Origin of the sequence: Echinicola jeungdonensis (assembly GCF_030409905.1) — a bacterium.
GTDB classification, from domain to species: domain Bacteria; phylum Bacteroidota; class Bacteroidia; order Cytophagales; family Cyclobacteriaceae; genus Echinicola; species Echinicola jeungdonensis.
The window spans coordinates 1028401-1041257 of the sequence record NZ_JAUFQT010000002.1 but is presented as its reverse complement, the minus strand read 5'-3'; the positions used below and the strand labels follow the sequence as shown (position 1 = coordinate 1041257).

Annotated in this window: 12 protein-coding genes; all 12 read right to left on the bottom strand. The window is 38.1% G+C overall.

The window, feature by feature from the left end; all coding sequences use genetic code 11:
* Positions 1-47 precede the first annotated feature (47 nt).
* Positions 48-1145 (bottom strand): DegT/DnrJ/EryC1/StrS family aminotransferase, encoded by a 1098-nt coding sequence (locus tag QWY93_RS17745; protein ID WP_290249750.1) that lies wholly within the window; start codon positions 1143-1145, stop codon positions 48-50.
* Between the two features lie 59 nt (positions 1146-1204).
* Positions 1205-1771, bottom strand: a complete 567-nt coding sequence (locus QWY93_RS17740) for a hypothetical protein (protein WP_290249749.1) — start codon at positions 1769-1771, stop codon at positions 1205-1207.
* 44 nt (positions 1772-1815) lie between these two features.
* A complete protein-coding gene (locus QWY93_RS17735; protein WP_290249748.1) occupies positions 1816-2901 on the bottom strand; it encodes a GNAT family N-acetyltransferase in 1086 nt (361 codons plus the stop codon).
* Positions 2902-2970: 69 nt separating this feature from the next.
* On the bottom strand, positions 2971-4278 hold the full coding sequence (locus QWY93_RS17730) for a UDP-glucose dehydrogenase family protein (RefSeq protein ID WP_290249747.1): 1308 nt from the start codon (positions 4276-4278) through the stop codon (positions 2971-2973).
* Positions 4275-5303, bottom strand: a complete 1029-nt coding sequence (locus tag QWY93_RS17725; protein WP_290249746.1) for a DUF354 domain-containing protein — start codon at positions 5301-5303, stop codon at positions 4275-4277. The genes QWY93_RS17730 and QWY93_RS17725 overlap by 4 nt, the downstream gene beginning before the upstream one ends.
* An 8-nt stretch (positions 5304-5311) precedes the next feature.
* A complete protein-coding gene (locus tag QWY93_RS17720) occupies positions 5312-6250 on the bottom strand; it encodes a glycosyltransferase family 4 protein (RefSeq protein WP_290249745.1) in 939 nt (312 codons plus the stop codon).
* A 92-nt stretch (positions 6251-6342) separates the two neighbouring features.
* On the bottom strand, positions 6343-7479 hold the full coding sequence (locus QWY93_RS17715) for a glycosyltransferase family 4 protein (protein WP_290249744.1): 1137 nt from the start codon (positions 7477-7479) through the stop codon (positions 6343-6345).
* Complete coding sequence (locus QWY93_RS17710) at positions 7476-8264, bottom strand: hypothetical protein (protein WP_290249743.1); 789 nt, start codon at positions 8262-8264, stop codon at positions 7476-7478. The genes QWY93_RS17715 and QWY93_RS17710 overlap by 4 nt, the downstream gene beginning before the upstream one ends.
* A 4-nt stretch (positions 8265-8268) precedes the next feature.
* Positions 8269-9381 (bottom strand): glycosyltransferase family 4 protein, encoded by a 1113-nt coding sequence (locus QWY93_RS17705; RefSeq protein WP_290249742.1) that lies wholly within the window; start codon positions 9379-9381, stop codon positions 8269-8271.
* A 2-nt stretch (positions 9382-9383) separates the two neighbouring features.
* A complete protein-coding gene (locus QWY93_RS17700; protein ID WP_290249741.1) occupies positions 9384-10652 on the bottom strand; it encodes an O-antigen ligase family protein in 1269 nt (422 codons plus the stop codon).
* On the bottom strand, positions 10649-11437 hold the full coding sequence (locus tag QWY93_RS17695) for a hypothetical protein (RefSeq protein WP_290249740.1): 789 nt from the start codon (positions 11435-11437) through the stop codon (positions 10649-10651). Before QWY93_RS17695 ends, QWY93_RS17700 begins: the two co-directional genes overlap by 4 nt.
* Positions 11410-12849 (bottom strand): nucleoside/nucleotide kinase family protein, encoded by a 1440-nt coding sequence (locus QWY93_RS17690; RefSeq protein ID WP_290249739.1) that lies wholly within the window; start codon positions 12847-12849, stop codon positions 11410-11412. The genes QWY93_RS17695 and QWY93_RS17690 overlap by 28 nt, the downstream gene beginning before the upstream one ends.
* Positions 12850-12857: the final 8 nt, after the last annotated feature.

Genomic DNA, 12857 nt, shown 5'->3' with positions numbered 1-12857 from the left:
TTGGGAAGTGTTATAGGTGAAAATGTATCCATGTCGGAGCATTCTTTTCAAATGGAAGTTTTTACCGCATGGATAATTTGGTCCAATTCTGATTGATTCAGTTCTTGATGAACAGGTAAAGCCAACATTTTTTCCCTGAATTTTTTACTTTGAGGGAATGACTCTACCGGTAGAGAGGGATGAGGGTTGATCCAAAAAAGTAATCCCATTACCCCTTTTTTGCGTAATTTTTCTAGAAATGCAGTAGGGTTATCCATTTGCACTGGAAAAGCAAAAGGACAAGCCCCTTCAGTTAACTTCCGAAAGGGCATTGGGACCCATTCCGAAATTTGGTCCAAAAGGTATTGGTAATTCTTCCTTCTGATTTCAAATGTTTCCTCAGAAAGAAGCTTAGGAAGCAGGGATAGGGTCAATTTGGTTGGTGGAGTGTTAGGGTCATCCAGATTAAATTCTGCATGGGGTTTATATCGTTTAACTTTCCACCATCTAATTATGGGACTAACCCATAAATGGATAGCCCCCAGCTCACCTCTATGGGCTGCCACCCAGTTGAAATGCCTTTTGAATACTTTCCACCAGCCCAGTTTTGCAGGAACCTGAGGCAAAGAAGGGGGAGAAGTGCAAATGACCGCTCCACCATCTGGAATCCCATAAGTCTTGTAAAGGCAAAATATCCCCATCTGCCCAAAAGAACCCAGAGGTTGCCCCTGAAAATGTGCCAAAAAGGCTTGAGCAGCATCTTCAATAAAGATCAATTGGTGTTTTTCACACCAAGTTTTCCAAAAAGTGGCATTTTGAGGAAATCCGAGGTAATGGATAAGGTAAAAGGCCTTTACTTCTTCAGTAATCAGTGATTCTAATTCCTCAGGATCAGGCTCCAGGTTTTCATTTATATCATAATATTTTATTTTTAGGCCTGCTTGCAATAAAGCTTCTACTTCCGACCCATGGTGGTAGGCAGGGGTTAATATGACATCATTTTCTTGAAGCCCCATTGACTTGGAGGCATTCCATATGGCTTGTCTTGCCAAACTGAATATCCGGCAACCTTCCTGGTTTAATGGAAAGGGTGTCTGGTCAGCAGGTTTTCTAAAATAGGTGTTTAAAGGCAGGGTTGGCCATATTGCTAGTCGACGTAAGCTCATAGTCGGAGTCCTCCAATCTCAGGGTTAAAATTATTAAACCATTTAAATGTTACCTTTTTTTATCCTTGTTTATGCTGCCTCACCCATTCTTGAATTCCTGTTTTTTTGGGGTGAGAGCAGATGTAAATTTTAGGATCCTTTTTCTGGCTCAGCACTTTAATAATAGTTGCAGAAATAAAATCTCCTAAACGGTCCTTTATTTGGGGATGGTAAAAAATATCCGTTATCACGGGATGGGGTTTGCCTGGAAATGGTACCCCAAATAATTTTGTCCACCTTTTATCGGAACAAACCCATGCGCAAGCTAAAAGCACCCCATTTTCTGCCCAGGTAATAGCATGGAATTCCTCAGCATATTTTAACATGGAATCTTCCAGAAATTCCCATGGACTTCTTCCATATTGATCCTCCTCGTATGCCAATAAATCTCCTAATTTATTTCTTTTTACAGGTACCATTATTTGGTCAATGCTGGTGGGTAACTGGACGGGATATAATGTTTCCTGCTTTTTGTCTAATATTGGCTGGTCTTTTGATAGCAGTGCCTTAAGCCCATAATTTTTGATTTTTTTCAATCTATGTTTGAAATTATATTTCTTTTTTTTCAGGGCCAGCTGAATGGACATAGGCCTTTTTTTCCATCGCATAAGGTAATCATGGAAAAGATATTTTAGCCGTTGTTTTTTATCAAAAAGTTGGCTTCCTGCAATGCACATTTCAGTGACATGGTCATGATCTGTTGCCATTCGTTCCTTGTAGGCATCTCCACCGGGAGTAAGGTCAAATATGTTTTGGCTGTTTTGGGATAATAATTCTCCAAGAAGAATAAAGTGAACAAATCCAGGGGAATGGTTACCATAAACGGGAGAGTGGGTATTGATAGCACCCAGGTGGTACCAGTTTTTTCCATTAAGCCTAAAATAGAGGCCACTATTTCATCATCAACTTTTAGAATGGTGGCATGCAGTAAGCCTTGTTCAAACAGGGCCATTAAAAACTCCAATTTTTCGGGGCTATCGGTAAATTGGCATTTATTAAACATGGCCATTTGCCTAAATTCAAACTGTTCTATTAGGATAGGGAGAACCTGGGAAAATTCCTCTTGATCTGATATTTTCTTGAAAGAGAGGTCTCCGAATCTTTTAAGGCGGTTGTATTTATTTCTAAATTCTTTTTTTCGGAATAACTTAGAAATTTCAGGGTCATCCATCCGCATGATGGGCCTTTTATAAGCTTGCATCACGGTTTTTTTTCTCCATTTTGGATAAGTATCTATCCAACCTAATGGAACTTCCGGAATCAAATACCTAAAGAATATATGGCAATTGGGAAAATCCCTGTTTATCAAGGTTAAAGCCTGATGAATAAATTCATCATTTTCCTCCGGGGTGGAAAGCCAGGATTGATATTCTGCTTCATAATGGCCTGCCCCAATTATTTTTCCGCGGTAATTTTTCTTTGATGTACCCTCTTTTTGTGAACTTATGGCCATTGTTAATAATCCGGCCAGATTTTGCCCCTTATAATAAGTGACCATAATGGGTTCAAATTCATCCCTGTAAATTTGATACCAGTGGGTGACAAAATTAGGGTTTTGAAAAACTGTGCTCCATGAACATTTTTGATATAGCTCATCCCATTGGGTTAAAAAATGTTCGTCTTGAATAGCGGTAATCACTTGATCACCTGTAAGCAAACTTATTTTTTCCTTAGGAGTGACATCATCAGATGTATACTTTTTTTCGGTTGAAATCATCGTATTCTGATTTAAAAAGAAAAAGAAGAGGTGTTATTTAATTATGTTTACAACCAACTGAAAAGGTGGTTACCAACAAATCCCTTCATAATTAGGTAGATGTTCCAACTCCTTCACCCTTACCAAATCAATTATTTTGGTTTTCTTTTCAAATAATGAATAATAGGGAGTTGGGTCAAAATTGCGGTGATTGACTATCAGCACTTCAGCCTTGGAAATGGCCTCTTGGATGTCATTGGAAAGCAGGTCAGATAAATGAGGTAATTTGTCATTTATGTAGGCTTCATTGGCGCCGATTAGTTTGGAAAGCTGAACATTTTCATCAAAAATGGTCAGGTGATATCCTTTCCCAATCAGTGTTTCTGCCAAATCAACCGATGGGCTGTACCTCAAATCATCGGTGCCTTCTTTAAAGCTCAATCCCAAAAGGCAGATATTCTTTTTACCTGTATTTTCAATCAGGGTGAAAGCCCGCTTTTTTTGGTTTTCATTTGAATCTGCAATTCCCCCCAATACAGGAGTGTTCAAATAATTGTCATGTCCAAGGGTAACCAAACCTTTTAGGTCTTTGGGTAAGCAAGACCCTCCATATGCAAATCCCGGTTTGAAATAAGCTTTGGATATATTCAGGTTGGAATCCATGCAAAAAAGAGACATCAATTTATGGGAATCGATTTCAAGCGCCTTGCAAATGTTACCAACTTCATTGGCGAAGGTGATTTTTAGGGCATGGAAGGAGTTGTTGACATATTTTATCAATTCTGCAATTTTGATGTCAGTAATTTCGATGGGAGCTTCCAAATCTTTATATAAAGAGGCCACTTTTTCAATGGCTTCGGGATGGTCGCCCCCGATAACCGTCACCGAAGGGTGGAAGTAATCCTTCACAGCAGATCCTTCCCTCAAAAACTCTGGATTGGAAATAACAGCAAAATCTTTCCCTAACTTTTTTTGAGATACCTTTTCAATAATTTCACCGACTTTTTGGTTAGTGCCTGGTAAAACTGTACTTCTGATAACTATGGTATGGAAACTATCTTTTTCCTTCAAAGCTTCCCCAATTCCCTCTGCTGTTCTGAAAATATAGGAAAGGTCCAGATGACCATTGGTGGAGGAAGGGGTTCCCACACATATAATGCTTAAATCTGTATTGTAAACGGCCTCATCAGCACAGGTGGTAGCCTGTATTTTGCCTTCATCATGGGCACTTTTGATAATATGATCAATATCCTTTTCTAAAATGGTAGGACGCCCTTTATTGATCATATTTACTTTATATTCGCTTACATCTACGCCTGTAAGGTGGTGGCCATTTTTGGCCAGACAGCCCAAGCTGACACACCCTACATATCCTAATCCAAAAATTGATATATTCATTTTTTAGTTTTTTTAAAGTGATGAATTTGTTCCTTCATAAATTCCACCATGTCACACCAATTTTCCTGTAATTGGCTTCTTTGATTATCTTGTTGATTTTGATCAAATTTTTTGTTGAGGATGTCTGAAATCCAAGGTATTGCTGTTTCTCCGGGAAGATGTTTTAATATTCCCTTGTCCATAAGTAATTCATTGGCTTTCATCTTCCGGAAGCCGCAATAAACACTGGGGACGCCTAACATGGCCCCCTCTCTAGCCATACTGTCTCCTGAGGAGATTAAAAGTTTTGAATAATATATTAATGAGTGAATGTCCCCCACCGGTTCTTGAAGCAATTGCCAATGGTGGGGATATTTTTTTATTTGACTTTTATCCTCCAAGGACAAAACCACTTTGGTATTTGATGGAATATCGTTGGACATTTTTTGAATGATGCCTTCCTCTTGTCCATAATAATTGAAGGACTTATTACTGACTTCCCTTACAAATACATATTCATGGGGTTTTAGCCCGTATTCTTCTAATATCTTTGTACTAGGCCGAAATCTTTTTGGGCTGAGGTAACTCCATTCCTTCAAACAATCAAATGTGGAAACTTTATTGTTTTTTGGGACTATTGGGGGAAAGAACAGCTTATCGGAGAAAATTTCATTTAATCTGTTTACGCCCTTTCTTTCCGGATCATCATAAAATTGAATGATAGGAGTTCGGGTTAACCGGCAAGCAACTGCCAAGGGGATACTGCTTGCCGCTATGCAGATATCAAATCGGTGCTTTTTAATAAGGTTTAGAAAGTTGAAGGTCCTTTTTAAGTTGCCATTCCAAATGATTGACCATTTGGTCCCCTTGCTGCTTCCAACTGCAATCGGGTCAAAATCATTATATTCAGCCTGAATGATTTTGGGGAGTTTCCCTCTTTCCAAATAACAGATAGTCACTTCCCAACCCTCTTCCTTTAATTCTTTTGATAAATTTTTAAAGAGGTTAAGCTGGGCAGGATGTTTTATGTCAATTAAAATATTCATAGTGAAAATTAAATCCTGGCGACTAAATCATAAATCTTGTTTATTTTTTTTGCAATTTGCTGGTTATCAAATTTTTCCAATATGGGGCTGCGGTTTTGGACCCTAAGCTTTTTCTCAGATAAGTAGTGGAGGACTTGGACATAACTTTCCACATTTTTTGGAATGATAAAACAATTGTCTACCTCTGAACAGATAAATTTGACATCTCCCACGTCATTAGAAATTACTGGGAGGGAGTTTAGGATAGATTCCTTCACCACCTGTGGGCTGCCTTCTATCTGACTGCACATTATCATTACATCTGCAGCCTGCATTAGTTGGGTGATTTCCTCCCTGTGGTAACCCTTTAACTCAAGGAACTTTACCTGTTTTTGTGTTTCCTGAGCAAATGTATTGACCACTTCAAAGGCAAATTCGGGGTCTTTTTCCCTTCTGTTAAAACTGGACGAAAAGAGGATAATAAAATCATCATTTCCCCAACCTTTTAAAGCTCGCGTCATTTCCCTGAAGTTTAATCCAATCTTGGTATCTATTCCGCAGGGAATTATGGAGTAGTTTTTCCGGAAATACCGGGACATTTTATTGGAAACTAGAATGTTATGGGCGGAATATTGGGCGGCAAAAAGGGAAAATATCCTTTCAGAGCTTTTGTTGATATCACTCCCATGAAAGGTAATGACCACTTTTATTTTCCCCAGACTCAACAATTTACTAATGATAACCGCAATGGCAGAAAGTCCATAATGGACGTGAATAATATCAGTTTTAACTTTTTTGGTATGGATATAAATCTGATAACTAGCCAATAAATAACCCCAGAGGCCTCCTTTTTTTATCAAATAATGATGAATGGAATGACCATAATCTTTGCATAGAACATCTGCTTGTTCAATGATAAAAGGATGGGGCCTGCCTGTTTTAGACCTACTTACATATAGAATTTCCATTTGAATTTTGGAATAGAAATAAAGGGAGTATTTGTAACAACCATGACAGCATGAATCCTAAAACTGGATTACCATAAATAAATAATAGAAAATCAGGGACGGGTATTAAGGATTCCCTGATAAACTTGGTTAAATTCGCTCCCCATCCTTTCAATGGAGAATTGTTTTTCGGCAATTTTTTTTCCTTCAGCCCCAAATTGAAGGCGTTTGGGTTCATTATCAATCAAGTCCAGGAATAACTGGATGATTTCATCTAGGGATTGCTTTTTAATGAGGTACCCGTTTTTTTGGTCTTTTACCAATTCTTTTGTTCCACCAGTATCATTAGCAATGACCGGTTTTCCTAGAGCCATATATTCCAATACCGAATTTGAAATTCCTTCCCCGTGATTGGCCTCATTGGAAAAAAGCACTCCAATATCACATGCGTTTACCAATGCTTCTACTTCCTTTACCCTTCCTGGAAAATATATTTTCGGGTTTTCTAAACTTTTTTTAACAAGGGCATCATATAAGGGATTATTGATGTCATGAGCTCCTATCCCAATAAAGCTTATATCTTCCCGGATGGAGGTGATTTTTTCTGCTATTTCTAGAAAAAGTTGATGGTCTTTATTGACCGAAAAGGAAGCGGACATAATTACCAAAAAAGGGGTTTCGATTTTATAATCTGACTTTACTTTTGATTTGTCAGGTAAATTTTTGAAACGGTCTAAACTTATGCCATTATAAATAACCCTCGTTTTTTCTAGCGGGGGACGATAGGATTCAACTCCAGCTTTTGAATTGGCGAGGATAATAGAAGAAAAATAAAAGTTGATTCGATCGATCCAGGTATCCAAGGACCAAATATACTGGTGGGGTGGGGCTGAAGCTATTTGACTGTTGACCAAGGAGATTTTCAGCGAAACAACTGCAGGAATAGCATAAAATGTTTGTTTACTTCCCCATGTATGAATGATATGGGGTTTAATCTTTTTGCACAATCTGTAGAAATTTAAAATAATTCCCAGATGATTTTTTTTCTTTTCCTTATAAAGGGGTAGGATGGGGATTTCTAAATCATAATAGTCATTATAATGAACGTTATCCACCGTTATGACCAAGAACATTTCGAAATTGGTGTTTTTCTTTAGGTAATTTAACAGCTCCAATAACCGCCTTTCCTTTCCCCCGGCCATTAGACTTCCGATGTAAAACAAGATGCGGTATGATTTGTCTTGTTTCATATAATGGAATGTTTTATAGGTTGAGGTGGTGTCTTTTGAAATTTTTGGTTTAACCAATGTGAAATGGCCTGGTTTGGGGGTAAGGAAAGCTCCCTGGACAGCTTCATGACCCATTCCTGATGAATGCCCCTCAGCAAAAAGGGGATATATTTGATTCCCAGGATTTCTGCCATTCTGATCCGATGGTTTCCCCCTGTGCCAAGGCACAATTCACCATTACGGGTAATATGAAGTCTGATTTCTTCCACGGATGGTTTTCCTAACTGCTCCTGGGTAAGGTAACCATGATTTTCCATGGACTTAAAGGCTTTTTTTAGTTGGCGGAAGTAATTGTCAACTTCTTCTATTGTTTTACAACCCTGTGGATTTATTTTTCCTTCTTTTACCCGATAAACCATGTTTTTGTATTGTGGGGTTTTTCGAAATTTCTTCTTTTTTATAAACATTTTTCGAATAGTCTGATGGACATCCCGTTTGTTTGCTTTTTTGGGAACTTTTTCAAAAATAGATGGTAAGGGATGGATCATATTTATATCCCAGTCATCCTTATGACACCATCTGCCGGGAGGAGGATAAGGCAGGCTTGCATGCAGTTTTACCTGGTCGATTGATGCCCAAAAAACAGGGGGACTCAATGGAGGTGGCAGCCAGGCTACCTTTGTTTTTAAAGGCAAATTAAACAAGCATGCCAGTTGATAAAGGAGGGTATAAGGAAAATGGATCAATATCCATTTCGTATAAACTAAACTGGTTCTCAGGGATATCATTTTTTCTTCCAATCTCAATGAATTAGGGTTGATGGAGAATATCAACCAGCTTTCTGGCCAATACTTTGTAATGGTGGTTTTTATCTACATACCGAATAACATTTTCAGACATTTGGCGATAACTTTCCGGATTAATTTCTTCCAGCAGTCTGGCCAACCCATTCGCATCCTTATAGATGAGGCCTAGTTGGTACCCATCAATAATTCCATCTGGATTCACATTTTCGGTGGAAAGAATAGGGGTGCCAACGACCATGGCTTCCAAGAAGGTATTGCTGAATCCCTCGTAGTGAGAAGTGTTGAGCAGATACTTTGCATTTTTCAGGAAAGGGGGGACCTCTTTTCTGCTCAAAAAGCCCATAAACGTAACGTTGGGAAGTGTTTTTAGTCTTTTGAGGTCTTGGAGGGTGGCATTATCGATTTTATTGGTTTCCTTTCCAGCAATCCAAAATTGTTCATTTTTTAGTTTGCTGGCTATTTCATATAGCAAGTGGAGGTTTTTTTGGTATTGGAATATGCCTAACCAGGCAATGTAGCCCCGTTCTGAAGTTGCTTGGGAGAGTTGCCCATTATTTTGGTAGATGATTGGGTTGGCAATTTTGACTACTTTTTTGTTTGGAAAATTCCTTTGGATAATGCCTAACTGATAGTCGTTTTGACATAAAATACAATCGGTCATTTTCATCCCTTTTTTCATAAAATATTCCTGAAAAGGAGAATGTAAACGATGAAATCGTTCATCCAGAAAGTAATCATTGGAAATCCGGAGTATGTATTTGACCTTAAGTTGTTTGCACATAATTCCTATAAGGAAGCAAGCCCAACCGGGAACGCTTTGGTACAAATAATCCGGGCGAACCTTTTTGATTTTTTTATAAGTGTCCGGAAATCGATAATATATCCACCTTAGCCATCGGATTCCTTTTTTTTCATCGAATAAAGGAATAAGGTTAAAGTCCAGACTTTCCTCTTTTAGGGACCTGCTTGGTGCAGGATTGGTCAATAGCCAGACATCATTTCCTATTTCCTTTAAGCCTCTTGCCCAACCAAAAGTCTGTACTGCAGCCCCTCCGGAGGCATTTTCTTCTTTTTGAAGAAGATTAATAAGACTTTTATCGTAAAATAAAATCCTCATTATTATAAACTATGTTCAAGTAAAGTTTGGGGCTTGGGGTTAACTTTAAGCATGGTTCGTTTTACCCTTCCCAGGGGAAGCATCATCAGGTAAAACATCATGAGCATGCTTTCTACTTGCGTGTACCTACCCGTAATGGTATAAATCAAAAACGCTAAAAAGCAAAAAGCTATTATTATGAAATCCGTATAGGATTTTGTCCGCTTTAAGGATTGGATAAATGCGGTTAAGACCATGGAAAGGTATAGAAATAAACCGATAATGCCGCTCGAATGGACAATATTGGTAATGTCCCCATGCAATGTCCTGGGGCCTAAAGTTCCTTTGCCATAATTGCCGCCACTATCAAATAAGCCGTAGCCCAGCCAAGGGTCATAGTCAAAGCTTACAAAAGTGTCTGTATAAAGCATGTCGTATTCAAAGAATCTTTTTTCTTCACTTAATGCCCTGTCATCCAGATCCCTGAGTTCATATCTGTGAATAAATTGTTGGACAAAATCAGTTGTAAAGAATATGACGGCAGCCAATAGGACACCTGCGGAGATAAATGTGAAAACTTGCCCCAGGCGGTTTCTGCTTACCAATATTACAATAACTGCTATTAAAGCTAAGGTGCTTAGTCCCATAACCGACCTCCTCAAAGAGAGCATGATAAAACAAAAGCCTACAATAAAGATCAATACTTCCAAGGGTTTTTGTTTGCTCACCAAGCGATAAATGGCGACGAAAACTGCAAATGGCAAAATGTTAAAATCAGTAGCATATAGGTTCCCGTAAAGGATTCCACTTGAAATTCCATACATCTGGGAAGGAGCATAATTACTGATAGTGGAAAAAATGGCGTTTATAACAAATAAGGATAATATCATTAAGGATGCATAGTAAAGTTCATTGAAGATTTCAGGTCTTGAATATTTGATAAATACAGAATGGGCCAGTGGCACCAGGATAAAAAGACACATGGAGGAAAATACAAATGGTCTGATCTCCACCAGATCTGTGGTTTTTTGTAAAAGCCACAGGTATAAAAGAGCAATAAGCAGGGCGAATATATTGTACTTGAAAAAATCCAGATTGGAGAGGATTACCTTTCCAATTAGGGCAGAAATGAAGGTGTAAAAGAATAAGGCCGGGGCCACTTTATTGATCATGACATAGGCAAAAAACAATACAGGAAGGTAGATAATAGCCAGTTCCCCTCTTTTTAAAATCAGGTAAATGGCAAATCCATAAAAAGAGAGTTCAACCAGTAAAAAAAAGTGATTGATCATAACTCTTTATTTAAAATTTCCAGGATTCGTTTAAGGTTTTCCGCCACAGGGTTTTCCCCATTAATGGGGAAAACTTTTACCCCCTGTCTTTTAATGTTTTCGACAATTAATTTCATCAGCATTTGCCACCTTTGAATATCCTCAAATAAATCATCATTGTTTAGCCCAATATGGCCTATCAATGTTTTATGCCTTCCTTTTAACCGTTGAAGGATTAAAGGAGTAGAATCGATATAGACATAAAAGACTGCCTGGGGAAGGGGTACCAAGGAAAGGTATTCTTCTAATAAGGCGTTGACTTTTACCGGATCATTGTTTAACAAATAAGACCTTTGAAGTAAACCTTCATCTATTATGCAATAGGTAGATTGACTGACTTCACTAATGGTTTGATATCTGCTAAAATCCCTGAATAGGTAAAATGCGGACCGGTATCTTTGCCCGAGAATTTGGTTAGCCGGAAAACTGGAGTCCGAAAGGTGCTCCCAAATGAATTGGGCAAGTTCCTTATGTTTCTGGATGTATTTAATCCCTTTTATCGAGTTTACGGATTGGTGGTGCTTTTTTTTTAACAATTTTCTTAATTGGTAGTTGGACCAATCTAAAAACTTGAAAAAAGGAGGGGCTGGTTTTAAAACAGCATCTATATAAGTCCATTTCTGTAGGGGAGGTTTTATTCCCCGCAGTTTTTTGTAAAGGGTGGATTTTCCTACACCTGGAGCCCCAATAAATTCGATAGTTTGGGTTTTTTCGGCTTTTATGTTTTCAAGGTTAAGTTTTTCCACAATTCTGTTTTTATAGTAAGCAGGACATCTGAATAGGGTTGGTTCGCATCTATTTCAATGACCTTTGCATTGTGAAATTTTATATGATCAAAGTTTTTACACTTTTCTTCTATCATACTTTTGCTATGTTCGGGTTTTCTCAGGGCAGCTACCTCTGGATTTACATTTAACTTAAAGACCAGGTCGGGTTCCCATTGATTAAACTGTTTGAAAAGCAAGGCTTCCTTTTTAGAAAATAGATGTTTGCCATTTTGAAGTTTAGGACCATCATGCATGCCATTGATTTGATTTTGGGGAAAACGGTCGCAAATGATGATACTGCCATTTCGCTTCATTTTATGGGCAAGTTTTATCATTTTTATTTTTTTCCATGGTAAAAAAAGGTGGTAAAGCTCGCCCATACCTTTTTTTATCTTCTTGATGATTTTATTATCCTGATGTAAAATTTGGCTCAGGGAAAAAAGCTTTTTGCGATAGGAAAGAATATGTGGGTTTTTACCAAAATAGAAATAATGTGTATCAATCTTGAATGTCAGCCATTCCACCAGATCCCTGCTTAGGGTGCTTTTTCCAGACCCATCACTTCCGACAAGGGCAACAATTAACCCACCACCTACTAATTTCTTTCTTAAGCTTACAGGAGGTAAATACCTAAAAAAAAAAGAAATTGTTTTTAATTGATATTTGTAATAATAAGATTTGACCAGTGATTTTAACCAGGGTTTTCGGTAATATTTTTTAACCTGATGGTAGAAATATTTGGATAACCTGATTATTTCATCTGTTTCGTTTTCTTCTTTTACTTTTTCCAATCCAAGGATAAAATTGTCAGGGATTTTTAATTTCAAGGTCCTGCAAGTTAAGATCATTTTATCCGGGGAAAATTCTTCCAATAGTTGTTTTAATTCCTGAACCCTGTTGGTGGGTATTTCAGGTTTCCTTTTTAACCTTTGATTTGGAGGTAATTTGGCCCATATTCTAATTAAAAGGATAATAATCTCCATTTCTGCTTGAGGAATTGGCCAACCGCTTTTTTTATCTATTCTTAACTGGTTGAAAAATTCAGTTAGCCAAGGCAGATATAAATGCTTGACATATTTAATGCCCGTCACCAGTGCATAATGTGTGTGGAGGTGAAGGATCTTTCCTGTTTCCGGGTCCAACCCTAACCAGTCTTCTACCTTCGGAAAACGTCCCCATTTTGGACTTATGGCCTTTTTGAAATGAAGGCTTTTCATTATCTCCTCAAATTTTTCCCTGTGATCGGGGTCAATCAACAGCTCTATATCTGTTTGTCCCTCCAAGGATTGGGGCAAATGGCTATTGCCTTTCCAATGGGCAAATCTCACACTGGCCCTTAGTAATGCCTCTAAAAGGAAGGTAGATTGTTTCGTCGGATTGAATTTCTCCACCTTATTGT

Excerpts from the sequence above, each read along its gene's own strand:
- QWY93_RS17730 (WP_290249747.1), bottom strand. The coding sequence starts at position 4,278 with ATGAATATATCAATTTTTGGATTAGGATATGTAGGGTGTGTCAGCTTG.
- QWY93_RS17715 (WP_290249744.1), bottom strand. The coding sequence starts at position 7,479 with ATGAAACAAGACAAATCATACCGCATCTTGTTTTACATCGGAAGTCTA.
- QWY93_RS17745 (WP_290249750.1), bottom strand. The coding sequence starts at position 1,145 with ATGAGCTTACGTCGACTAGCAATATGGCCAACCCTGCCTTTAAACACC.
- QWY93_RS17705 (WP_290249742.1), bottom strand. The coding sequence starts at position 9,381 with ATGAGGATTTTATTTTACGATAAAAGTCTTATTAATCTTCTTCAAAAA.
- QWY93_RS17725 (WP_290249746.1), bottom strand. The coding sequence starts at position 5,303 with ATGAATATTTTAATTGACATAAAACATCCTGCCCAGCTTAACCTCTTT.
- QWY93_RS17720 (WP_290249745.1), bottom strand. The coding sequence starts at position 6,250 with ATGGAAATTCTATATGTAAGTAGGTCTAAAACAGGCAGGCCCCATCCT.
- QWY93_RS17700 (WP_290249741.1), bottom strand. The coding sequence starts at position 10,652 with ATGATCAATCACTTTTTTTTACTGGTTGAACTCTCTTTTTATGGATTT.
- QWY93_RS17735 (WP_290249748.1), bottom strand. The coding sequence starts at position 2,901 with ATGATTTCAACCGAAAAAAAGTATACATCTGATGATGTCACTCCTAAG.
- QWY93_RS17740 (WP_290249749.1), bottom strand. The coding sequence starts at position 1,771 with ATGTCCATTCAGCTGGCCCTGAAAAAAAAGAAATATAATTTCAAACAT.